Source organism: Mycolicibacterium chengduense (assembly GCF_033741155.1).
Taxonomy (GTDB): Bacteria; Actinomycetota; Actinomycetes; order Mycobacteriales; family Mycobacteriaceae; genus Mycobacterium.
The window spans coordinates 141481-164276 of record NZ_JAWQNH010000007.1; the positions used below are offsets into that span (position 1 = coordinate 141481).

24 protein-coding genes are annotated in these 22796 nt (G+C 67.5%); 12 read left to right on the top strand and 12 right to left on the bottom strand.

What is annotated here, in order from left to right; translation table 11 throughout:
• The first annotated feature begins 15 nt into the window (after positions 1-15).
• Entirely contained in the window at positions 16-1176 is a 1161-nt protein-coding gene (locus SBI67_RS25080) for a diguanylate cyclase domain-containing protein (protein ID WP_318983177.1), read from the top strand.
• A gap of 254 nt (positions 1177-1430) precedes the next feature.
• Here SBI67_RS25080 and SBI67_RS25085 read toward each other — a convergent pair whose 3' ends face one another.
• The 6 genes from SBI67_RS25085 to SBI67_RS25110 form a co-directional block, all read right to left on the bottom strand.
• A complete protein-coding gene (locus SBI67_RS25085) occupies positions 1431-2105 on the bottom strand; it encodes a methyltransferase family protein (protein ID WP_318983178.1) in 675 nt (224 codons plus the stop codon).
• On the bottom strand, positions 2102-3721 hold the full coding sequence (locus tag SBI67_RS25090; RefSeq protein ID WP_318983179.1) for an ABC transporter permease: 1620 nt from the start codon (positions 3719-3721) through the stop codon (positions 2102-2104). The genes SBI67_RS25085 and SBI67_RS25090 overlap by 4 nt, the downstream gene beginning before the upstream one ends.
• Positions 3718-4611, bottom strand: coding sequence for an ABC transporter ATP-binding protein (locus SBI67_RS25095; protein WP_318983180.1), 894 nt, complete (start codon positions 4609-4611; stop codon positions 3718-3720). Before SBI67_RS25095 ends, SBI67_RS25090 begins: the two co-directional genes overlap by 4 nt.
• The gene (locus SBI67_RS25100; protein WP_318983181.1) at positions 4611-5270 is read right to left on the bottom strand and encodes a TetR/AcrR family transcriptional regulator; all 660 of its coding nucleotides are present in this window, start codon (positions 5268-5270) and stop codon (positions 4611-4613) included. Before SBI67_RS25100 ends, SBI67_RS25095 begins: the two co-directional genes overlap by 1 nt.
• 104 nt (positions 5271-5374) lie before the next feature.
• Positions 5375-6247, bottom strand: a complete 873-nt coding sequence (locus tag SBI67_RS25105) for a type IV toxin-antitoxin system AbiEi family antitoxin (protein WP_318983182.1) — start codon at positions 6245-6247, stop codon at positions 5375-5377.
• 138 nt (positions 6248-6385) lie between these two features.
• Positions 6386-7036 carry an O-methyltransferase gene (locus SBI67_RS25110; protein WP_318983183.1) on the bottom strand — a complete coding sequence of 217 codons (651 nt, stop codon included), beginning with the start codon at positions 7034-7036 and terminating at the stop codon, positions 6386-6388.
• Between the two features lie 177 nt (positions 7037-7213).
• Here SBI67_RS25110 and sigE point away from each other — a divergent pair, with 177 nt between their 5' ends.
• From sigE to tatB, 4 genes are all read left to right on the top strand, one after another.
• The gene (sigE, locus tag SBI67_RS25115) at positions 7214-7978 is read left to right on the top strand and encodes an RNA polymerase sigma factor SigE (RefSeq protein WP_318983335.1); all 765 of its coding nucleotides are present in this window, start codon (positions 7214-7216) and stop codon (positions 7976-7978) included.
• An 88-nt stretch (positions 7979-8066) separates the two neighbouring features.
• Entirely contained in the window at positions 8067-8462 is a 396-nt protein-coding gene (rseA, locus tag SBI67_RS25120; protein WP_318983184.1) for an anti-sigma E factor RseA, read from the top strand.
• 72 nt (positions 8463-8534) lie between these two features.
• Positions 8535-10028, top strand: a complete 1494-nt coding sequence (htrA, locus tag SBI67_RS25125; RefSeq protein WP_318983185.1) for a serine protease HtrA — start codon at positions 8535-8537, stop codon at positions 10026-10028.
• A gap of 4 nt (positions 10029-10032) precedes the next feature.
• Positions 10033-10425, top strand: a complete 393-nt coding sequence (gene tatB / locus SBI67_RS25130) for a Sec-independent protein translocase protein TatB (protein ID WP_318983186.1) — start codon at positions 10033-10035, stop codon at positions 10423-10425.
• On the opposite strand, the gene SBI67_RS25135 is transcribed toward tatB, so the two are convergent.
• The 4 genes from SBI67_RS25135 to SBI67_RS25150 all read right to left on the bottom strand — a co-directional run bounded on the left by SBI67_RS25135 (position 10422) and on the right by SBI67_RS25150 (position 14853).
• Complete coding sequence (locus tag SBI67_RS25135; protein WP_318983187.1) at positions 10422-11561, bottom strand: Mrp/NBP35 family ATP-binding protein; 1140 nt, start codon at positions 11559-11561, stop codon at positions 10422-10424. The two genes, tatB and SBI67_RS25135, sit on opposite strands and share 4 nt — an antisense overlap.
• 52 nt (positions 11562-11613) lie before the next feature.
• Positions 11614-12930: a lytic transglycosylase domain-containing protein gene (locus SBI67_RS25140; RefSeq protein WP_318983188.1), complete on the bottom strand. Its 1317-nt coding sequence runs from the start codon at positions 12928-12930 to the stop codon at positions 11614-11616.
• A gap of 85 nt (positions 12931-13015) precedes the next feature.
• Complete coding sequence (locus SBI67_RS25145) at positions 13016-13570, bottom strand: DUF1003 domain-containing protein (protein ID WP_318983189.1); 555 nt, start codon at positions 13568-13570, stop codon at positions 13016-13018.
• Positions 13567-14853 carry a magnesium transporter MgtE N-terminal domain-containing protein gene (locus tag SBI67_RS25150; RefSeq protein ID WP_318983190.1) on the bottom strand — a complete coding sequence of 429 codons (1287 nt, stop codon included), beginning with the start codon at positions 14851-14853 and terminating at the stop codon, positions 13567-13569. Before SBI67_RS25150 ends, SBI67_RS25145 begins: the two co-directional genes overlap by 4 nt.
• Before the next feature lie 25 nt (positions 14854-14878).
• Here SBI67_RS25150 and SBI67_RS25155 point away from each other — a divergent pair, with 25 nt between their 5' ends.
• Positions 14879-15838 carry an HpcH/HpaI aldolase/citrate lyase family protein gene (locus SBI67_RS25155; protein WP_318983336.1) on the top strand — a complete coding sequence of 320 codons (960 nt, stop codon included), beginning with the start codon at positions 14879-14881 and terminating at the stop codon, positions 15836-15838.
• 77 nt (positions 15839-15915) lie between these two features.
• Here the strand turns inward: SBI67_RS25155 and SBI67_RS25160 are convergent, their stop codons facing one another.
• Both SBI67_RS25160 and SBI67_RS25165 read right to left on the bottom strand, forming a co-directional pair.
• Positions 15916-16362 (bottom strand): DUF4190 domain-containing protein, encoded by a 447-nt coding sequence (locus tag SBI67_RS25160; protein WP_318983191.1) that lies wholly within the window; start codon positions 16360-16362, stop codon positions 15916-15918.
• A complete protein-coding gene (locus SBI67_RS25165; RefSeq protein ID WP_318983192.1) occupies positions 16359-17144 on the bottom strand; it encodes a DUF4190 domain-containing protein in 786 nt (261 codons plus the stop codon). The genes SBI67_RS25160 and SBI67_RS25165 overlap by 4 nt, the downstream gene beginning before the upstream one ends.
• Positions 17145-17284: 140 nt before the next feature.
• Between SBI67_RS25165 and SBI67_RS25170 the strand changes: the two genes are divergently transcribed.
• The 6 genes from SBI67_RS25170 to SBI67_RS25195 all read left to right on the top strand — a co-directional run bounded on the left by SBI67_RS25170 (position 17285) and on the right by SBI67_RS25195 (position 22782).
• Positions 17285-17797, top strand: a complete 513-nt coding sequence (locus SBI67_RS25170; protein WP_318983193.1) for a YflT domain-containing protein — start codon at positions 17285-17287, stop codon at positions 17795-17797.
• Positions 17798-17895: 98 nt separating this feature from the next.
• Positions 17896-19293 carry an ABC transporter substrate-binding protein gene (locus SBI67_RS25175; protein ID WP_318983194.1) on the top strand — a complete coding sequence of 466 codons (1398 nt, stop codon included), beginning with the start codon at positions 17896-17898 and terminating at the stop codon, positions 19291-19293.
• Complete coding sequence (locus tag SBI67_RS25180; protein WP_318983195.1) at positions 19290-20180, top strand: carbohydrate ABC transporter permease; 891 nt, start codon at positions 19290-19292, stop codon at positions 20178-20180. The genes SBI67_RS25175 and SBI67_RS25180 overlap by 4 nt, the downstream gene beginning before the upstream one ends.
• A complete protein-coding gene (locus SBI67_RS25185) occupies positions 20177-21013 on the top strand; it encodes a carbohydrate ABC transporter permease (protein WP_318983196.1) in 837 nt (278 codons plus the stop codon). Before SBI67_RS25180 ends, SBI67_RS25185 begins: the two co-directional genes overlap by 4 nt.
• A 3-nt stretch (positions 21014-21016) precedes the next feature.
• On the top strand, positions 21017-22192 hold the full coding sequence (locus SBI67_RS25190; RefSeq protein ID WP_318983197.1) for an ABC transporter ATP-binding protein: 1176 nt from the start codon (positions 21017-21019) through the stop codon (positions 22190-22192).
• Complete coding sequence (locus tag SBI67_RS25195) at positions 22189-22782, top strand: suppressor of fused domain protein (RefSeq protein WP_318983198.1); 594 nt, start codon at positions 22189-22191, stop codon at positions 22780-22782. The genes SBI67_RS25190 and SBI67_RS25195 overlap by 4 nt, the downstream gene beginning before the upstream one ends.
• The last annotated feature ends 14 nt before the right edge of the window (positions 22783-22796 follow it).

Below are 22796 nucleotides of genomic sequence, written 5' to 3' on the forward strand. Positions count from 1 at the left end.
CTGAACTGCCGGGATGTGTTGGTCTGCGGCGACGACGCCGTGATTCCGCGTGCGCTCTGGCCGCCCCCGACTACGCCGCTGTTCATCGAGGACGCGCACGTCATCAGCCACCCGGTGACGAGTGTCTTCCCGGACGCCCGGTTTCTCGCTGCCGTGGCTATACACTGCGGCGCCGAGCCGGTGGGGGCGCTGTGGGTCACTGATCCCGATCCGCGTCCTGTCACCGCCGACGTTCGTGCCCTCGTCGAAGACTTCGCTTTGTTGGCATCGCTGCACCTGCAGCAGGAGAGCGACACGGCGTTGTATCGACTGGTGGCGGAGAACTCGGCGGACACGCTCATCCGAGGCAGCCTCGACGGCGTCCGCCGGTATGTGTCCCCCTCGATCCGGACGCTGCTCGGATACGACGCCCACGAGCTGGTGGGCAAGCGCGCCAGCGATATCACCCATCCCGACGACGTCGAGGGGTTCGCACGACAGATGCTGGCCATGCACGACGGCCGCATCGACAGTTTCGTCACCGAACACCGGATGCGTCACCAGGATGGGTCCTGGGTGTGGTTGGAAGCCTTCGTCAGGGTCACCCATGACCCGACGACAGGTCTGCGCGACGGTTATGTGGTGTCGGTCCGAGACACCTCGCGTCGCAAAGAGCTCGAATCAGAGCTGCTCCACCACGCCTACCACGACGGCCTGACCGGACTGCCGAACCGCGCGCTGTTGTATGACCGGCTGACCGCACACATCGAAGGTGCGCGTGACGGTGATGCCTTCGCCGTGCTCTGCGTCGATCTCGACGGGTTCAAACAAATCAACGACGCATCCGGGCACGAGGTGGGCGACCGGGTGTTGGCGGCCATCGGCGCGCGCCTTGAGTCGTGCGTGGGCCCTGCGGATACCGTGGCGCGACGGGGTGGCGACGAGTTCGTCATCATCCATGTCGCCGGCTCGCCGTTGCTCGATTCCGCGGTTCGGTTGGCGCAGAGAGTCATCGACGTGGCGTCCGCCACGATGACGATTGCCGACTGGTCCGGCAGCGTGGGCTTGAGCATCGGGATCGCCATTGCCGACGGTGCGATCGCAGGGGGTGAGGACATCCTGCGTGCTGCGGACCGAGCCATGTACGAGGCGAAGGCGGGCGGGAGCAACGGTTATCGCGTCGCCGAATCTCGCTGACCGCTGGATGCTGAATCAGCGGCAGGACGGCTCAGCCGCGTCGCTGCTTGTGGTTGTCGCTATGCGGCCGGTCGTGCGGCGGCACGATCGGAGTGTCACGCGGGCCACGCCCTCGGCCCGCCACGGTGCTCAGCGCCTGCCGGCAGCGCGGGCAGACCGGCCGGCCGGTTTTGTCGACCGTCCAATTCTTGCCGCCCCCTGGGCAGGGCGTCGCGCTCGGGCTGGGCATGGTCTGATCCTAGATCGGCGCAGTGTCACCAGACGTAGGGCACGATGCGATAGCGAGTCGTCCGGGTGTATTCGTCATAGCCGGCGAGGTCGGTTCGCAGCAGCGACTCCTCGTCGAGGATCCTCAGCACCAAGATCGGCACCGCCAGCAGGGTGACGAGCAGACCCCAGTAGGAGTCCAGCGCCAACGGCATACCGAACATCATCAGCAGCGCACCGGAGTACATCGGATGACGGACAACGCCGTATAGGCCCGTGGACACCAGCGGCTGTTCGTCCTCGACTCGGATGCTGGCACCGGCATAGTTGTTCTGCAGGATCACCGCCTGCGCCAGCACCAGGCCGAGCACCACCAACACGTCGCCCACCACGATCACCGCGGTCGGCACATGTGACCAGCCGAACCGGTGATCCAGCGCGCTCACCACCGTCAGCACCACCACCGAGGCGAACGTTGCCGTGATGATCACCTTTTGCAGCGGCCGGGTCTCGGCCGTGGGGCCGCCGTGCATCCGCCTGGCCAGTGTGGCCGGGTTGCGTACCGCCAGGTAGAGACTGGGTCCCAGGGTGGCGACGAGAAAGATCGCGATGAAAACCCAAGCCTGCCAATATCTCAGGGTGCCCGCCGGCGCGAACAACAGCACCCCGAAGAACAGCACTCCGAAAACCCCGGAGGCGACGGTCTGGATGGCGAGCTTCATCGGATATCCCTGCGACGGAACGCGGTGACGCCGACGCCCAGGAGCACCACATCGATGACCAGTAGCCACAACAGGGGCGTGGCGGTGACGGCACCGGGATGCGGGATGTGGGCGAAGGGCTCCAAATCCAGCAGCAGCTGCGGGAAGCCGGACAACGAGCCCAGGAGGAAGAGCGCGACGAAACCGACCAGCACGCCCCACGCCAGTGGGGTGAAACGCGGCGCCAGCCCGAAGATCGCCACCGTGACGGCCACCAGCAACCACACCGCGGGCAATTGCACCGCCGCGGCGGTCAGCACGGTTCCCAGCTTGCCGCCGACATCGCCGGCGGCGGCCCCGTAGGTCAGTCCGGCCACCACGCCGGCGATCAGTAGAGCCGCTGCCGAGCCGACCACTGCGATTCCCAGATGACTTGCCAGCCAACGGGTTCTGCTCGTCGAGGCGGACAGCACGGCTTCGGCGCGTTGCTCGGCCTCTTCCTGGTGCAGCCTCAGGGTCAACGAGATGGCGAAGGCCGAGGCGATCATTGCCAGCATGGTGAACGCCACCGCAACGAACGCCTCTTCCATGGCGGCGCCGCCACCCAACCGCACCACCACGTCGCGGGCCACCGCGCTGGTACCGACCTCGTCGGCGATCCCGTGCACCACGCTGCCGATCAACAAGCCGTATAGGCACAGTCCGACCGTCCACACCAGCAGCGCGCCCCGATCCAGCCGCAGCGCCAGACCGAACGGGCCGCTCAGGATCGGCGCGGCGACCGGTGCGCCCGGCCGCTCGGCGAACAATCCGGCGCCCACATCGCGACGGGCCAACAACCGGTAGGCCAGCGCAGTCAGTGCGCCGGCGAGCACCATATGCAGCACCAGCACCCACCATCGGTCACCGGCGAACGGACGCACCTGCAGCGACCAGCCCAAGGGGGACAACCAACTCAACACGCCGCCTTCGGCGCCGGTGGCATCCCCGACCGCCCGCAGGGTGAAGGCCGCACCGAGCACGGAAAACGCTGCGCCGCGGCCAAACCGGGCGCTCGACGACAACTGCGCGGTGACCGCGGCCACCGCCGTGAACACCAGGCCGGAGGCGGCCAGCGCGACACCGAAGGCCACGGAACCACTCGGCGGCATGTCGAGGGTGAGAAGCCCAGCACTGCTCAACAGGCCTGCCAACAGCGATGCCGCACTGGTGAGCACCAACGTCGCGGTGAGCGCGGCGTACCGGCCGACGGCGGTCGAGTCGAGTAGTTCGCTGCGGCCGGCTTCCTCGTCGCCGCGTGTGTGCCGGATGACGGTGAGGATGACAGCCACCGCGATCAGGAGGTGGAACATCCCGGCCTTCCAGACACCGACCGCGCCGACTGATTCGTTGTAGATGTTGCCGTACAGGGCGCGTTGGGCCGGGCTGGCCATGATGCTGGCGGCGAAGGTGGCCCGATCGGCCGCGGTGGGGTAAACGGCCTCGGTGCTGCCGACATACACCGTCGACACCGGGACCGACAACAACAGCACCCACAACGGGAGCACCACGCGGTCACGACGCAGGTAGAGACGCAGCAGGCTGGTGGTTCCGGCAAAATTTGAGGCGCGCAGTGCCGGCCGGTCGAGCAGGGTCATGAGTGCACCACGTCGTAATGCCGCAGGAACAGGTCCTCCAGGGTGGGCGGCTGGCTGACCAGGCTACGCACCCCGGCGTCGCCGAGCACCTTGATCACCCGGCCGAGGCTTTCGCTGTCCACCTGGGCGCGCAGTGTGCTGCCGTCCAGGCTGACATCCGCCACACCGGGGATGAGGCTGAGATCGCCTGGATCGCGCAGCATCTCGGCGGTGATCGAGGTTCGGGACAGGTGTCGCATCGACTCCAGGGTTCCGGTTTCGACGGTGCGCCCGGCGCGGATGATGGTGAGCCGGTCGCACAGAGCTTCCGTCTCGGCCAGGATGTGACTGGACAGCAACACAGTGGCGCCGCGGCTGTTGGCCTCACGCACGCATTGCTGGAAGATGTTCTCCATCAGCGGGTCCAAGCCGGTGCTGGGTTCGTCCAAGAGCAGCAGCCGGGCGTGTGAAGCGAAGGCCGAGATCAGGGAGACCTTCTGCCGGTTGCCTTTGGAGTAGGTTCTGGCCTTCTTGGTCGGGTCGAGGGCGAAGCGCTCGATCAGCTCGGCGCGCCGGCGCTTGTCGATACCGCCGCGCATCCGGGCCAGCAGATCGATGGTCTCGCCACCGGTCAATGCCGGCCACAGCGTGACATCGCCTGGCACATAGGCGATATCGCGGTGCAATTCGACGGCATCGGTCCACGGATCGCCCCCGAGCAGGCGAACGGTGCCGGCATCGGCGCGCACCAAGCCGAGCAGGATGCGAAGGGTGGTGGACTTACCTGCACCATTGGGCCCCAGAAAGCCGTGCACCTCACCGTGGGTGACGGTGAGATCCAGTCCGTCCAGTGCGCGTGCGGCACCGAAGTTCTTGATCAGTCCTCGTATGTCTATGGCGTTCTGCGACATCAGTTATTTCCTTCCGGAGAGGTGACGATGGGCAGTCCCTGCTCGGCCTGGGCGGTGAACGCGTCGTACATGGTGGAGTCGGTGAGCAGGCCGTGGGTGTAGACCTCCAGAGCCGGCAGCACCATCTCTTGGGCGTAGTCGTGCAGCACCGCCCGCACATCGCTGGGGTTGTCGTGCAGTTGCAGATACATCAAGAAAGCGCCGCCGCCGGTCAGGGCGAGGAATCGGGCGCGTGCCTTGGGGTTTCGGCTCGGCTTGACGGTGCCGGCGCGCACCCCTTCGTCGATGTATTGCTCGACGTTGTCGATCATCCTGCGCCACAATGTGTTCGACAGATCACCACCGGTTTGCATGGACCGCACCAGGTAGGCCATTGCGGGGGCGAAGGATTCGATCTCCGCCAACCGGGCGAACCAACTGGCCGGGTCGGAGCTCTGAATGGTCTCGCTCTTGGCTTCCAGGATCAGGGCGGCGATGTGGTCGTCGCACGCCCGGCGCAGCTTGTCCTTGGAGCCGAAATGGTGAATCACCAGCCCGGGGCTCACCCCGGCGGCGGCTGCGATGGCCCGCACGCTGGTTCCGAACCCGTGCTGACCGAACTGTTCGATCGCGGCGTCGCGGATTCGGGCGGCTGCCGTCAAATCATCGGCTGAACGCATGTTCAGTACATTAAACGTACGTTTAGTTTGCCGTCAAGAATTTCTCTCGCGAGCAGACGCAAAGGGTCCCAATTTGCCGGCCTGCCGGGGCCATTGGTGTCTGCTCAGCTGGCCAAACCAACGAGGTGACCGGATATGCGCGCCACCAACTCGGCGGGGTGGCGACGGACGTCGTCGACGACCAGCGGGATGGTGGTCCATCCACACTCCTGCAGTCGGGCCACCTTCATCCGGTCGTGGCGCAACGCTTGGGGTGTCGCATGCCATTCCATGCTCTCGTACTCAGCGACCAGCATGGCCTTCGGCCACGCAAAGTCGGCGCGCCACAGGCGACCCTGGAGGTCGACAATCTCGTACTGCAACTCGGGCATCGGCAGTCCGCCATCGATGAAAACCAGCCGAGTCTCGCTCTCCATCGGGGACTCCGCCCTGGCGTCGGCGTACTGCAGCACCTCGCGGACGTGGACGATCCCACGGCGACCTTTCTGCTCACCGACGATGTGCAAGAGCTCGGCGACAGTGGTGGACCGGGTGCGCAACGCGGCGTCGAGCACGGCCAGCGCGCGTGATCGTCGCACCGAACGCGCCAACTCGACCGCCGTCCAGGTCGGCGTCGTCGCCAGTCGATGGCCAACCTTGCGCAGTGGTGCCCCGAGCCGCTGATGCACCATCACGTCCGCAGTCGGTCGAAGCCGTCGGCCCGGGTCGAGGATGTGCAGGCGGGTGTCGGGTTCGGTGTTGAAGCCGTAGAGGTCGGCCGCCGTGTTCAGGCACGCCACGATGTGCACGCCGGTTCGTAGGTCGAGCGCTTCGAGTCGGGTGATCGCGTCCGGCGGCCTGATCGCGTACACGCCGCGCTGCACGCGGATGAGTTCTCCGCGTTCGACGCGGCCGCGCAACTGCTTGCGGGTCATGGCTGCGAGCAACTCGCGGGTACCGACCACCTCTGTGTCCGCGAAAACGTGACGCCAATCCATACCGAGGATCGTGGCCGCGAGTCAGTGGCAGGGGGTAGCGCCGACGGCCGAGGCCTGTGGATAACGCGACGAACAGACATCAACGGCCCCGGAAAGCCCCTGAAATAGGGCCCGACGCGTCTGCTCGCGGAGAGAACGTCAGTCGCGGGCGGCGGCGAGCAGCCCGTCACCCAACGGCACCAGCACCGGGGTGAACCGCTCGTCCTCGGCGATCAGCCGGGCGGCTTCGCGCACGGCACTCACCTCGGGATCGCTGGCCGACGCATCCCCGGCGCGGCCGCCGAGCGCGGCGCGGTGCACCACGACCGCACCGCCGGGGCGTAGCAACCGGACGGCCTCGGCCACATAGGCCGGCTGATCCGTCGGCGCTGCATCGATGAACACCAGGTCGTAGGACTCGTCGGCCAGCCGGGTCAACACCTCCTGGGCACGGCCGGCGATCAACCGGGTGCGCGACGGCCCGACGCCGGCCTCGACGAAGGCCTGTTTGGCCAGCCGCTGGTGCTCGGGCTCGATGTCGATCGTCGTCAGCACACCGTCCTCGCGCATCCCGGCGAGCAACCACAGGCCACTGACGCCCGCCCCGGTGCCCACCTCGACCACGGCTTTCGCCCCGGTCAACCTGGCCAACACGCTCAGCAGCGCCCCAACGGCCGGGGTGACGGCACCGGCGCCGCTGTCGACGGCGCGCTCCCGGGCCGCCGCGGTGACGTCGTCCTCGGTGATCGAGCCTTCGGCATGGGAGACGATCGCCATGGCGCGCTGGGCGGCGTCGTCGGTGCTGGTCATGCCCGCAGCGTAGAGCGAAGGGCGACCGCCTTGCGCGCCGACACGCCCGCTCGTGAAATCGGGATCACATCCGATTTCGGCTGGTTTTGGCTGGTCGTTTACTGGGTAACACGCTTTCTCAGGAAGAGTTCAGTTTTCTTCTATGTCTGCCTTATCGCCATCGGCGACGGTACTGGCATGAACATCGGCGGAAGCTGGCACTCGGGGAATAGCGATTTCGACGGTCGCGTTTCCAGAAGCACCGAGCAGTTGCCGGACACCGACGGCTGCCACATCGATACGGAGGATCCGACGAACACCACCACGCGCCTGGCCACACCGGTCTCGATGCCGCACCTGGAGCAGTACACGGACGGCGACTGGGTGGAGCCCTCGGACGAGCTGACCGGCACGGCGGTATTCGACGCCACAGGTGACAAGGCCGCCATGCCGTCGTGGGATGAGCTCGTGCGGCAGCATGCCGACCGCGTCTACCGACTGGCCTACCGCCTGTCGGGCAACCAGCAGGATGCCGAGGACCTGACCCAGGAAACCTTCATCAGGGTGTTCCGTTCGGTGCACAACTACCAGGCCGGCACCTTCGAGGGCTGGCTGCACCGCATCACCACCAACCTGTTCCTGGACATGGTTCGTCGGCGCGCCCGCATCCGCATGGAAGCCCTGCCCGAGGATTACGACCGGGTGCCGGCCGAGGACCCGAACCCCGAGCAGATCTTCCACGATTCGCGGCTCGGCCCGGACCTGCAGGCGGCCCTGGACTCGCTGCCGCCGGAGTTCCGCGCGGCCGTCGTCCTCTGCGATATCGAGGGTCTGTCCTACGAGGAGATCGGTGCCACGCTGGGCGTCAAGCTCGGCACCGTGCGCAGCCGTATTCACCGTGGCCGCCAGGCGCTGCGCGAACATCTGGCCAAGCACTCCGATACCCTGCCGACGTCCGCCTGAGCGTCGTAGGTGTGGGGCACAGCTTCCCGCGCTACATTCAAAAGAGCAGAGTGTGCGCGAGACGTCGTGGCCAGAGAGGAGTCGGGTGATGGTCGACCCCGGGGATGTTTTCCGGCGCGCCTTCTCCTGGTTGCCCACTCAGTTCGCGTCGCAGAGCAGCGAGCCGGTGGGCCCGCGTCAGTTCCGCTCCACCGAACACCTCTCCACCGAGGCCATCGCCGCGTTCGTCGACGGTGAGCTGCGCATGACGGCGCACCTGCGGGCCGGTCATCATCTGTCGCTGTGCCCGACGTGCGCCGCCGAGGTGGACGCCCAGCGCCAGGCCCGCTCCGCGTTACGGGATTCCTGCCCGATCTCGATCCCGACCTCACTCCTCGGCCTGTTGTCGCAGATCCCGGACGAGAATCCGAAGGAGGCGACGGCCGACGAAAGGGTCGGAGAGCTCGCTGAGGAGTCGGTGCGGCCGCGCCGCAAGCGCCGGTAGATCGCCAGTAGATAATGAGACAGACAGCTGTGCGCGCCCCTCGGGCGCGCCGGAGTGGAAAGTGATGCACGGGTGACCAATCAGGACCCCTCCGGCGACCGGCCCCGGCTGGCGCCACGCCCGGTCTCGCGGCCCCCGGTGGATCCGGCGGCGCAACGCGCGTTCGGCCGGCCCGCCGGTTTCGACGGCTCCTTCCTGGCCGCGGACAAATACCAGGATCAAGGCGAGTACACCCCCAAGGACCAGGCACCGGACCCGGTGCTGGCCGAGGCGTTCGGGCGGCCCCATCCCGGTGTCGACTCACTGCAACGCCACCCCGCCGACGCCGGCGCGCTGGACGCCGAACGCGATGGCGACGGTCCCGATCCGGCGGCCGACCCCTGGCGCGATCCGGCGGCAGGAGCGGCCCTCGGTGCGCCCGCGGTGCCGCCCGTCGCGCCCACCGTCGTCACGGCCCCGCAGGGCAAGCTGGGGGTGCGCGACGTGCTGTTCGGTGGCCGGGTGTCCTTCGTGGCGCTGGCCATCCTGGCCATCGTCGCGCTGGTCATCGGATTCGCCGGCGGCTGGGTGGGCCGCAAGACCGCCGAAGTGGTTGAGGCGTTCACCACGTCCAAGGTGACCTTGGAAACCAGCGACAACCCGCAGAGCCCGCCCGGACGATTCGCGAAGGTCGCCGCGGCCGTGGCTGATTCGGTGGTCACCATCGAGGCGGTCAGCGATCAGGAGGGCTCGCAGGGCTCCGGCGTGGTGGTCGACGGGCGTGGCTACATCGTCACCAACAACCATGTGATCTCCGAGGCTGCGACCAACCCGAGCAAGTTCAAGATCTCCGTCGTCTTCAACGACGGCAAGGAGGTGCCGGCCAACCTCGTCGGTCGCGATCCCAAGACCGACCTGGCCGTGCTCAAGGTCGACAACGTCGACAACCTGACCGTTGCGCGGATGGGTGACTCGGACAAGCTCACCGTCGGCGAAGAGGTGATCGCCGCCGGTGCTCCGCTGGGTCTGCGCAGCACCGTCACCCAGGGCATCATCAGCGCCCTGCACCGCCCGGTCCCGCTCTCGGGCGAGGGGTCGGACACCGACACCGTCATCGACGGCGTGCAGACCGACGCGTCGATCAACCACGGCAACTCCGGCGGCCCGCTGATCAACATGAACTCCGAGGTCATCGGCATCAACACGGCCGGCAAGTCGCTGTCCGACAGCGCCAGCGGCCTGGGTTTCGCCATCCCGGTCAACGAGGTCAAAGCCACCGTCGCGGCGCTCATCGAGAACGGCAAGATCTCACATCCGACGCTGGGCCTGAGCGCCCGTTCGGTGAGCAACGATGTCGCCAAGGGCGCGCAGGTGGCCAACGTCAAAGCCGGGGGGCCCGCCGAGAAGGCCGGCATCCTGGAGAACGACGTGGTGGTCAAGGTCGGTGGCCGCAATGTCGCCGACGCCGACGAGTTCGTGGTCGCGGTGCGTCAGCTCAAGATCGGGCAGGAAGCGCCGATTGAGGTGGTTCGCGACGGCCGGCACGTGACGCTGATGGTCACCCCCACCGGCGACAACCCGACGTAACCCCGTGTTCGCGAACGTCGGCTGGGGCGAGATGCTCATCCTGGTGATCGCCGGTTTGGTGATCCTGGGGCCCGAGCGGCTGCCCGGTGCCATCCGGTGGACGGCGAGCACGCTGCGCCAGGCCCGCGAGTACCTGAGCGGGGCGACGAGTCAACTGCGGCAGGATCTCGGGCCGGAGTTCGACGACCTGCGCGAACCGCTGTCAGAGCTGCAGAAGCTGCGCGGTATGACGCCGCGCGCGGCGCTGACCAAACACCTGCTCGACGGTGATGACTCGTTCCTGACGGGCAATTTCGACTCGCCCACCAAGCCGGTGTCGCCGAACCCGCCTACGCCGGTCGAGGAACCCCCGGCCGCTGAGCCGGGTGTCACCAAGTTCGACAGCGACGCGACCTAGCGGCCCGCGGGGTCCAGCCCCAGCGACATCCCGGCCAGCCCGCGTTTGCGGGCCCCGAGCGCGTCGGCGATCTTGCGCAGTTCTTTTGCCGCCACCGAGTCCGGGGCCGAAAGCACCAACGGCACCCCGGTGTCCCCGGCATCCACCAGCGCCGGGTCCAGCGGGACCTGGCCCAGCAGCGGCACGTCGGCACCCACCGAACGGGTCAGCGATTCGGCGACCTGACGGCCACCGCCTTCGCCGAAGATCTGCATCGTGGTCCCGTCGGGCAGGGTCAGGCCGGCCATGTTCTCCACCACGCCGACGATGCGCTGTCGGGTCTGCAGGGCAATCGCCCCGGCGCGTTCGGCGACCTCGGCGGCTGCCGACTGCGGGGTGGTGACCACCAGAATCTCCGCACCCGGAATCAGCTGCGACACCGAGATCGCGATATCGCCGGTGCCCGGCGGCAGGTCGAGCAGGAGTACGTCAAGGTCGCCCCAGTACACGTCGGCGAGGAACTGCTGCAGCGCCCGGTGCAGCATCGGCCCACGCCACACCACCGGGGTGTTGCCCTGGGTGAACATCGCGATCGAGATGACCTTCACCTCGTGCGCGATCGGCGGCAGGATCATCGAATCCACCTGCGTGGGCCGGTCGGTCACGCCCATCATGCGGGGCACCGAATGGCCGTAGATATCGGCGTCCAGTACGCCCACCGACAGACCGCGGGCGGCCAGCGCGGCGGCCAGGTTCACCGTCACACTGGACTTGCCGACCCCGCCCTTGCCGGATGCCACCGCGTAGACCCTCGTCAGCGAATTGGGCTGGGCGAAGGGGATGACGGGTTCGCGGGAGTCGCCGCGCAGCAGCTTGCGCAACTCGGCGCGCTGCTCGTCGTTCATGACGTCGAGGCTGACCTTGACCGCGCCGGTGCCCGGCACATCGGTCACCGCTGCGGTCACCCGGTCGACAATCTCGTTCTTCTTCGGGCAGGCCGAGGTGGTCAGGTACACCTCGACGTGCACGCCGGAGTCACCGTCGATGGTGACGTTCTTGACCATGCCGACCTCGGTGATCGGACGGCGCAGTTCGGGGTCGATCACCTTGCTCAACGCGGAGCGGACCGCCGCGGCCAGGTCATTGTTCGCAGACATCACCCGCGAGTCTAGGCCGCGAGCCGGCGAACCCCGGAACGGGTCAGGCCGCTCAGGCCGCGGGGCCGGGCGCGGGGCCCAACGGGACCGGCGCCGGTACGGGTGCAGGCGCGGGTGGCGGGGGCGGGGGCGGCGCGAACGGGTTGAAGACCGGCGGCTGAGCCGCCACATTAGGCACCGGCGGGGGCGCGATCGGCACGATGGGCGCCGGTGGTGCCGCCGGCGCCGGTACGGGCACCGCCTCCGGGGGCGGCGCGAACGGGTTGAAGGGCGCCGGGGGAGCGGTCGGTTCCGGAGCCGGGACGTTCTGGCCGATGCAGAACACCGCGCAGTTCTGCTGCGGTGCCACGGCGCCGGGGCCCGGTGCGGTGGGCAGCTGGCTGGCGACGTCGGTGCGGCCCACGTCGAAGATCGGGGTGAGCGCCAGCGGGTCACCGGCAGGCAGGCTGATGGCATTGAGTGGCAGCCCCGGCCCGATGCCCTCCGGGTTGGCATCGAGGTGCGCATCGCCCAGCGGGGGGATCGGTCCGGTGATGGGCGGCAGGTTCACCGGCACCACACCGGTGGCATAGGCGCGCGCCCAGCCGAGCACATTCTGGGCGTAGGCGACCGAGTTGTTGTAGCGCAGGATCGCCGTCATCACCTGGTTGGGATCGCGCATGTTCAACCCACCGCTGCACAGGTAGCGGGCCGCGGCCAGGGTCGCGTCGAACACGTTCTGCACATCGGCTTTGCCGTCACCGTTGCCGTCGGCGGCATAGCGCGACCAGGTGCCGGGCAGGAACTGCATCGGGCCCATGGCGCGCGCATAGGTAGTGCGGTCGTTGCTGCGGCTCTGCACGATGATCTCGTTGCCGGGCAGCGTGCCGTCCAGTGCCGGACCGTAGATCGGCCGCACCGCGGTGCCTTCGGCATCGGTCGAACCGCCGTTGGCGTGCATGGACTCGATCCGCCCGATGCCGGCCAGGATGTTCCAACTCATCCCGCAGCCGGGCTGCGCTGCCGCCATCATCCGTTCGGCATTGCGGTAGGCGTTCAGGGCGATGCTCGGAATCCGAAGGCCGCCAGGGGCATTGATCAAAAGTGACGGCGGGGGGGACGACAGCGCACCGCCCGCGACGTGAAACGGGCGCGGCGTCTTGAACGCCGCGACGATCGAGGGCCCGGAATCGTCGGGCGCCACGGGTCCGACGGCGGCCAACGTGGTGACCGTCGTGTCGCGCACCGGCTTGATCGACGGTGCCGAGGCGCCCACGCTGACGGCGAGGACGACCGGCGTGAGCACCGCGATACCGAATACGGGCTTGCTGACGGCTCGACCTGCTCGGCGCCGCACTGCGGCGAGGGCGGCGCCTCCCCCTTTGACCACTCAACCGTCCTAGTTATGCGGTGCCCGACTTGGTTGTGAACCAAGTCACCATACCCATTCGATGATCGCTGTGGTGCGGCAATGGTCAGCTATTGCCGTCCGAAATGTTCGCGTCGGCCGGGGTGTTCTCCGCCTCGCCCACCGCCGGGGCGTGTTTGCTCTTCTTCTTGCCCTTCGGCGGGACCAACTCGACGAGCATGTCGCGCAGATCCTCCAATTCGTGCCGCAGGTAGTCCCGGGTGGCCACCTCGCCCACCGCCAACCGCAGCGCGGCCAGCTCCCGGGCCAGGAACTCGGTATCGGCCTTGGTCTGTTCGGCGCGCCTGCGGTCTTCTTCGAGCGCCACCCGGTCCCGGTTCTCCTGCCGGTTCTGGGCCAGCAGGATCAGCGGTGCGGCGTACGCGGCCTGGGTGGAGAAGGCCAGGTTGAGCAGGATGAACGGATACGGATCCCACTGCAGCCCGACCGCGAACAGATTCAGGCAGATCCACACGACGACGAAAACCGTCTGGATCGCGAGGTAGCGGCCGGTGCCCAGGAACCGGGCCAGCGACTCGCTGTACTGACCGACGGCCTCGATATCGATACGCGGCGCCAGCCGCCACCGCGACACCTGCGGGGTGTCGATGCGGTCACTCATGGGGTGGCCCCCAACTCGGGCTCATCGGCGCTGACCCGCCAGTCGTGCGGCAGCAGGTGATCGAGCACGTCGTCCACCGACACCGCCCCCAGCAAGTGGCTCTCCTCGTCGACCACCGGCCCACACACCAGGTTGTAGGCGGCGAAGTATCGCGTCACGGCGGCCAACGACGATTCCGGCGTGAGACTGGGCAGGTTCTTGTCGACGATGCCGCTGACCAGTGAGGCCGGCGGTTCGCGCAACAGTCGCTGCAGGTGGACGCAGCCCAGGTAACGGCCGGTCGGCGTGGCCGTCGGCGGTCGCACGACGAACGCCAGGGAGGCCAGCGCCGGGGTGAGGTCGGGGTCGCGGATCCTGGCCAGTGCCTCGGCCACGGTGGTGTCGGGGGCCAGCACCACCGGGTCCGAGGTCATCAGACCACCCGCGGTGTCGGGGGAATGCTGCAGCAGGCGGCGCACCGGCTCGGAGTCCTCCGGGTCCATCCGCGCCAACAGGATCTCGGCGCGTTTGGCGTCCAGCTCACCGAGCAGGTCGGCTGCGTCGTCGGGGTCCATCTCCTCGAGCACATCGGCGGCGCGTTCGGTGTCGAGCTGTTCGAGCAGCTCGGCCTGTTCGCTCTCGGGCAACTCCTGCAGGATGTCGGCGAGGCGCTCATCGCCGAGGGCGGCGATCACCTCGTAGCGACGCTTGGCCGGCAGCTCGCGGATGGCGTCGGCGACCTCGATGGGACGCTGCCCCTCGAACTGCGCGAGCAGCTGCGCCACCCCCTGGCCGGGCAGGTTCAACGCCGACGGGGTCAGACCGCTGACGTCCTGCCAATCGACGATGTGCATGGTGGTGCGGCGGCCGAGCCGTCGGTGGTTGCGGACCGCGACCTTCGTCACCATCCAGTCCCGCGAGCGCACCTGTTCGATCCCGAGGTCGACGACGACGACATCGGTGCCGCTGAGCATTTCGAGTTCCGGGTCGTGCACGCGCACCCGCGTGTCCAGCACTTGGCCAAGCACCAGTACCTCTCCGGGGCGCTGGGAGAACCGGCGGACGGACACGTTGCCGCTGCTCAGGGTCACCGCGTTCGGCTCGATCGCGGTGACCCGCAGGATCGGAACGAAAATCCTTCTGCGCGTGAGCAATTCGACGACGAGTCCGAGAACGCGGGGTTGTTGACGGACAACGCTGATGCTCACCACCACATCGCGCACGCGGCCGATGGACTCGCCGTCCGGGCCGAGCACCACCATCCCCGCAAGTCGGGCCGCATAGACCCGGTTGACCGCCGCCATGACCGCAAGCGTAGAGAGTGACAGTGTGGACAACCTGTATCGCCCCCGCCGAACGTGCCTCTCGGTTCCGGGCAGTAGCGACAAGATGATTCAGAAGGCCAAGACACTGGCCGCCGACCAGGTGTTCCTCGACCTCGAAGACGCGGTCGCGCCCGAGGCCAAGGCGGCCGCCCGCACCAGGGTGGCCGCGGCGCTGGCCGAACCCGGCTGGGCCGGGCAGTTACGCGGTGTGCGGGTCAACGACTGGACCACGCCGTGGACCCATGCCGACATCATCGAGGTCGTGGGCTCTGCGGGCGCCCACCTGGACATCGTGGTGCTGCCCAAGGTGACCGACGCCACCCACGTACGGGCACTGGATCTGCTGCTGACCCAGCTGGAGCTGACCCATGGACTTCCGGTGGGCCGCATCGGCATCGAGGCGCAGATCGAAAATGCCGCCGGGCTGACCCATGTGAACGAGATTGCTGCGGCACCCCGGGTACAGGCGCTCGTCCTCGGGCCGGCGGACATGATGGCCAGCCTCAACATGCGCACGCTCGTGGTGGGAGAACAGCCCGAGGGCTACGACGTCGGCGACGCCCATCACCATGTCCTGATGACGATCCTGGTGGCCGCCCGCACGCACGGGATCAACGCCATCGACGGTCCATATCTGAAGGTGCGGGACACCGACGCATTCCGGCGGATTGCGGGCCGCGTCGCCGCACTCGGATACGACGGTAAGTGGGTGCTGCACCCCGATCAGATCGCCGCGGGCAACGAGGTGTTCAGCCCGCGGCAGGACGACTATGACCACGCCGAACTGATCCTGGAGGCCTACGAATGGCACACCTCGCAGGCCGGCGGAGCACGCGGCGCGGTGATGCTCGGTGACGAGATGATCGACGAGGCCAGCCGCAAGATGGCGCTGGTGATCGCCGGGAAGGGCCGGGCCGCGGGGATGACGCGGACGACGGGTCCGTTCCAGCCGCCGCAGGCGTGAGGGCCGGCGGCGGTTAGGCCGATGCGCGCCTACGGCACTCTGTTGATGCGCGCCTACGGCACTTCATCGATGCGCGCCTACGGCGCGTAAGACCAGCCGCTGGCGATGATGCCCACGAACAACAACACGTAAAGCACCAGCCCGGCGGTGGCCAGTCCGCCGATGATGGTGCCGGCCAGCGCCAGGCCGAAGCCGTCCTGGCCGGTGCGGCGGGTCTCACGCATGGCGATCACCCCGAGGATCAGCCCGACTACTGACGGCAGGCCGCAGAACACCAGTCCGCCGATGGCGGTGATCAGCGCGGCGATCGCCTTGCCGTTGGTGCCTACCGGCTTCTGCCGGTAGGGGTCGTATCCGGGATACGGGTAGCCGACGGGCGGATACCCGGGTGCGGCGAAATAGGGCTCGGGTCGGTATGGCGGAGGGTAGACCGGCGGCGGCAACCTGGGGTCGGTTGGGTAGTCGACCGGGGCGAACGGATCGGGCGGCGGGGTCTGCGAGCTGTACGGGCTGTTCTCGGTCATGTGTTCGGCGAGAACATGGTGATTGCCAGCACCATGCTGAGCACCAGCGACACCGCGCCGACGGCAATGCCGGCGATCGCCAGCCCATGCCCACCCTGGTTGTTCCGCTTGATCTGGTTCAGCGCGACGATGCCGAGCACGATGCCGATGATCGAACCGATACCGCACAGCACGCCGATCGCCGAGGCAACCAGTGAGGCGATGGCGAGCGGGTTGGTCGACGACGGAGCGCCGCCGTAGGGGCTGCCGTAGCCCGCCGGCGGGTAACCCGGTGGCGTGCCATAAGGCGGAGTCGGTGCACCGTACTGGGCGCCGGGGTAGCCAGGCGCTCCGAAGCCTGGCGGAGGCGGGTAGCCGCCGACATCGGACATCGGAGGCGGGTAGCCGCCGACATCGGAGACCGGAGGCGGGTAGCCGGCGGGCGGGTAACCACCAGGCGGCGGATACCCGGCCGGCGGGTAGCCATTCGGCGGGAAGTCGTGCGGCGGGTAGCCGGGTGGGGGATAGTTCGGCGGCGGCCCCGGCTGGCCATAGCCCGGTTGCTGGTAGTCCGGCTGCGGGTAGCCCGCCGGTCCCGCGTAGCCGGGCGGTTGGCTGTATCCGGGATATTCGGGGGCCTGCGGCGGCTGCGCCGGTTCGAAGGCCTGCTCGATCGGCGGTGCTTCGTAGGCGCCCGATTGCGGCTCGGAGGCCGAACCCGATTCCGACGGTCCCGTCTCGGACGGCCCCGTCTCGGATGGTCCCGACGATGTCGCGCCTGAGTCCTGGCCCGGTTCGCTCATGCAGCTAAACGTAGCGTATGCGCTGGTCCTCGCGGTGTGGATGAGCTGCGCGCGTCCTGAGACGCCGGGCATCGGTACGCGCGGGCGAATACCGATAGGTTGGGAGGCGGCATCACCATGCGCATGAAGGAGAACTCAGAATGAGCGGTCCCTTACAGCCCGGCCAGCGACCGGGCGCCACTCCCGGCGGCCGCGGACCCGCGCCGCTGCCCACCCCGCCCAAAGGCTGGCCCATCGGCTCCTACCCGACGTATGCCGAGGCGCAGCGGGCGGTGGATTACCTCTCCGATCAACAATTTCCGGTCGAGCAGGTCACGATCGTCGGTGTCGACCTGATGCAGGTCGAGCGCGTCACCGGTCGGCTCACCTGGCCGAAGGTGCTCGGCGGCGGTGTGCTGTCCGGCGCATGGTTGGGCCTGTTCATCGGCTTGATTCTCGGCTTCTTCAGCCCCAGTCCGTGGGGTTCACTGGTCACCGGCCTCATTGCAGGCGTGTTCTTCGGCCTGATCACCTCCGCCATCCCGTATGCAATTGCCAGGGGCACAAGGGATTTCAGTTCGACAACACAGTTGGTGGCCGGTCGCTACGACGTGCTGTGCGAGCCCACCAGCGCCGAGCAGGGCCGGGATCTGCTGGCGCGCTTGACGATCTGAGTGGGCGACCCGCCGAGGATACGGTTGCATATCACGTCTGAATAGCTCTACGGTTTGCCCGCGGGAGGTTCCCGCCCGGATCCCGACGGGAGGCCGAAGTGCGTACACGACGGCTCTGCGCTGCCGTATTGGCCGCGCTCACGGCTGGGTCGGTGGTCTCGGCCTGTGGCGCCAAGGATGACGGGATCGTCATCAACTACTACACGCCGGCAAACGAGATGGCGACATTCTCCGCGGTCGCCAAACGGTGCAACGAGCAACTCGGCGGGCGGTTCACGATCAAGCAGGTCTCGTTGCCCAAAGGCGCCGACGACCAACGTTTGCAGTTGGCCCGCCGACTCACCGGAAACGACAAGTCGCTCGACGTGATGGCGCTCGACGTGGTGTGGACCGCCGAGTTCGCGGAAGCCGGCTGGGCGTTGCCGTTATCCGACGACCCGGCCGGCCAGGCCGAGGCAGACGCGACCTCGAACACCCTGCCGGGACCGCTGGCCACCGCCCGCTGGCAGGACAAGCTCTACGCCGCACCGATCACCACCAATACCCAACTGCTTTGGTACCGCGCCGATTTGATGAGCGGACCGCCGCCAACCTGGGACGGCATGGTGGCCGAGGCCACCCGGCTGCACAACGAGGGCGGCCCCAGCTGGATCGCGGTGCAGGCCAAGCAGTACGAGGGCCTGGTCGTGTGGTTCAACACCTTGCTGCAGAGCGCAGGAGGGCAAGTGCTCTCCGATGACGGCAAGACCGTCACGCTCACCGACACCCCCGAGCACCGGGCCGCGACGGTGAAGGCGCTGTCGATCATCAAATCGGTTGCCACCGCGCCCGGTGCGGATCCGTCGATCACCCAGACAGACGAGGGCACCGCGCGGCTGGCCCTGGAGCAGGGCAAAGCCGCGCTCGAGGTCAACTGGCCGTTCGTGCTGCCGTCCATGCTGGAGAACGCCACCAAGGGCGGGGTGAGCTTCCTGCCCCTGAACGAAGACCCGGCGCTCAAAGGTGCCATCAACGACGTCGGTACGTTCTCGCCGACGGATGAGCAGTTCGACGTCGCGTACAACGCCAGCAAGAAGGTGTTCGGCTTCGCCCCGTACCCGGCCGTGATTCCCGGTGAGCAGGCGCGGGTGACGCTGGGTGGGCTCAACCTCGCGGTCGGACGTAACACTCAGCACAAGGCCGAGGCGTTCGAAGCCATCCGGTGCCTGCGCAGTGTGGACAACCAGCGCTACACCTCGGTCGAGGGCGGGCTGCCCGCCGTGCGCGCGTCCTTGTACGACGATCCGCAGTTCCAGGCCAAGTACCCGCAGTACGAGATCATCCGTCAGCAGCTGACCAACGCGGCCGTCCGGCCCGCCACACCGGTGTACCAGTCGGTCTCGACGCGGATCTCGGCGACGCTGGCCCCGATCAACGCGATCGATCCGGAACGTACCGCCGACGAATTGACCCGCCAGGTGCAGCAGGCGATCGACGGGAAGGGACTCATCCCGTGACTTCCATCGACGACCGCACCTCCCAGCGGCGGCTGGCCTACTGGCTGATCAGCCCGGCGGTGGTGCTGATGCTGGCCGTCACGGCCTACCCGATCGCCTACGCGGTCTGGTTGAGCCTGCAGCGCTACAACCTCGCTGCGCCCGACGACACGAAGTTCGTCGGCATCGACAACTACGTCACCATCCTCACCGACCGCTATTGGTGGACGGCTTTCGTCATCACGCTGGCGATCACCGTGGTTTCGGTGGCCATCGAGTTCGTCCTCGGCATGGCGCTGGCCCTGGTGATGCACCGGACGATCTTCGGTAAGGGCCTGGTGCGCACCGCCATCCTGGTGCCGTACGGCATCGTGACCGTCGCGGCGTCGTACAGCTGGTACTACGCGTGGACGCCGGGCACGGGTTATCTGGCCAATCTGCTGCCCACCGGCACCGCCCCGCTCACCGAACAGATTCCGTCGCTGGCCGTGGTGGTGTTGGCCGAGGTGTGGAAGACGACGCCATTCATGGCGCTGCTGTTGTTGGCCGGCCTGGCCCTGGTGCCGCAGGATCTGCTCAATGCCGCGCAGGTCGACGGGGCCGGCGCGTGGCAGCGGTTGGTCCGGGTGATCCTGCCGATGATCAAACCGGCGATCTTGGTGGCCCTGTTGTTCCGCACCCTTGATGCGTTCCGGATCTTCGACAACATCTACGTGCTGACCGGCGGTGCCAACGACACCGGGTCGGTATCGATCCTGGGTTACGACAACCTGTTCAAAGCGTTCAATCTCGGGCTCGGTTCGGCGATCAGCGTGCTGGTGTTCTTGTGCGTGGCGGTGATCGCGTTCATCTATATCAAGATCTTCGGGGCATCCGCGCCGGGCGCTGACGAGGAGGGGACGCGATGAGCGAGCGGGTCAGCCCCGGCCGCGCCTCCGGCTGGGCCGTGGTCAACATCTTGGTGGTGCTCTATGCGCTGATCCCGGTGCTGTGGATACTGTCGCTGTCGCTGAAGCCGACCTCAACGGTCAAGGACGGGAAGTTCATTCCGTCGCAGATCACCTTCGACAACTACAAGGCCATCTTCTCCGGAGATATCTTCTCCTCGGCGCTGATCAACTCGATCGGCATCGGGCTGATTACCACCGTGATCGCGGTGACCATCGGCGGGATGGCCGCCTATGCGATTGCGCGCCTTGCGTTTCCGGGCAAGAAGCTGCTCGTCGGCGTCGCGCTGTTGATCGCGATGTTCCCGCAGATCTCGCTGGTGACGCCGATCTTCAACATCGAACGCCGGATCGGCCTGTTCGACACCTGGCCCGGTCTGATCATTCCGTACATCACCTTCGCGCTGCCGCTGGCGATCTACACCATGAGCGCGTTCTTCAAAGAGATCCCATGGGATCTGGAGAAGGCGGCGAAGATGGATGGCGCCACGCCGGGCCAGGCGTTCCGCAAGGTGATCGCCCCGCTGGCCGCGCCGGGCATCGTCACCGCCGGCATCCTGGTGTTCATTTTTGCCTGGAACGATCTGCTGTTGGCGTTGTCGTTGACGGCCACCCAGCGCGCCATCACGGCGCCCGTGGCGATCGCGAACTTCACCGGTAGTTCGCAGTTCGAGGAACCGACCGGGTCCATCGCCGCCGGCGCGATGGTCATCACGGTACCCATCATCATCTTTGTTCTGATTTTCCAGCGACGGATCGTGGCCGGGTTGACCTCCGGCGCGGTGAAGGGGTAGCTCATGGCCGAGATCGTTCTGGACCACGTCACCAAGAGTTACGCCGGCGGTGCGACGGCAGTGCAGGACTTCTCGCTGACCATCAACGACGGCGAGTTCATCATCCTGGTGGGTCCGTCGGGGTGCGGAAAGTCCACCACGCTCAACATGATCGCGGGTCTGGAGGAGATCACCTCCGGCGAGTTGCGCATCGGTGGCGAGCGGGTCAACGAGAAGCAGCCCAAGGACCGCGATATCGCCATGGTGTTCCAGTCGTATGCGCTCTATCCGCATATGACGGTGCGGCAGAACATCGCGTTCCCGCTCACCCTGGCCAAGCTGTCGAAGGCCGAGATCGCGACAAAGGTCGAGGAGACGGCGAAAATCCTCGACCTGACCGAACTTCTGGACCGCAGGCCGGCGCAGCTGTCGGGTGGGCAACGCCAACGCGTGGCCATGGGCCGGGCGATCGTGCGCAGCCCCAAAGCGTTTCTGATGGACGAGCCGCTGTCCAATCTCGACGCCAAACTGCGCGTGCAGATGCGCACCGAGATCGCCCGGCTGCAAAGCCGTCTCGGCACCACCACCGTCTATGTCACCCATGACCAGACCGAGGCGATGACGCTCGGTGACCGGGTGGTGGTGATGCTGGCCGGCGTGGTCCAGCAGATCGGTACCCCCGAGGAGCTGTACAACCGCCCGGTGAACCTGTTCGTGGCCGGCTTCATCGGCTCGCCGGCGATGAACTTCTTCCCGGCCACTCTGACCGATGTCGGTTTGCGGTTGCCGTTCGGTGAGATCACGCTGCCCGTCGAAGGCCCGGTGACACATGCCGGGCTTGCGCAGCACCAGGGGGCGAACCTCATCGTGGGTGTGCGTCCTGAGCACTTCGACGACGCCGCCCAGATCGACTCCTACGCCAGGATTCGGGCCCACGTGTTCGAGGTGACGGTGGACCTCGTCGAGTCGCTGGGCGCCGAGAAGTACCTGCACTTCCGCACCGAGGGCGAAGGGGCGCAGTCGGCGCAGTTGGCTCAGCTGGCCGCCGACTCTGGGGTCGGGGTGAACGAGTTCGTGGCACGGGTATCTGCCGCGTCGGAGGTGAAGACCGGGCAGAAGGCGGAACTGGCCCTGGATACTTCCAAGCTGGTGATTTTCGACGCCGCCACCGGCGCCAACCTGTCGATCGCAGCGGAGTGACAGACGTTCTCGCCGATGTCCGCGCTCATCTGAGCGCACACTTCACGGCGGCCGGGGTACCCGGCGAACCCGGCGAGGCCAGCATCACCTTCTTGGGCACCGACCGGATCGATGTGCTGCGCTTCGGTCCTGATGCCGAGCGGGTGAATCACTTTGTTTCAGTTGGTTGTTCGCGTCACGCGATGACCGACCCCACAGAGTTCATGGCCGATTCCCAGCTCGGCCCGCGCGCCGAGGTGGTGGTCTCGCTGCGGGCGCCGACGCCGACCGGGTTGGCCAAGTCGGTGGCGGTACTGGCCGCCGCACCCGCCGTCGAGGGCCTGATCCTCGACGGTGACGCGTTGGTGGACTTGGGGGCCCCACTGTTCGACGGCGCACCCTTCACCGCATTCCTGCTGGGCCCCAGCTCAATTGAGGATCTGGACCTGCCGGAACCGATGTCGCCGGTGCGGTTCTTCGCCGCCACGCCGATCACCCCGACGGAGGCGGCCTGGGTCCGGCTCAAGGGCGCCGAAGCGATGCGCGAGGCGTGGCGGACGGACGGGGTTGACGTGCTGGATGCACGGCGGCGAGCCGCCAATCCGGCCTGAGCGGCGAGCCGCCA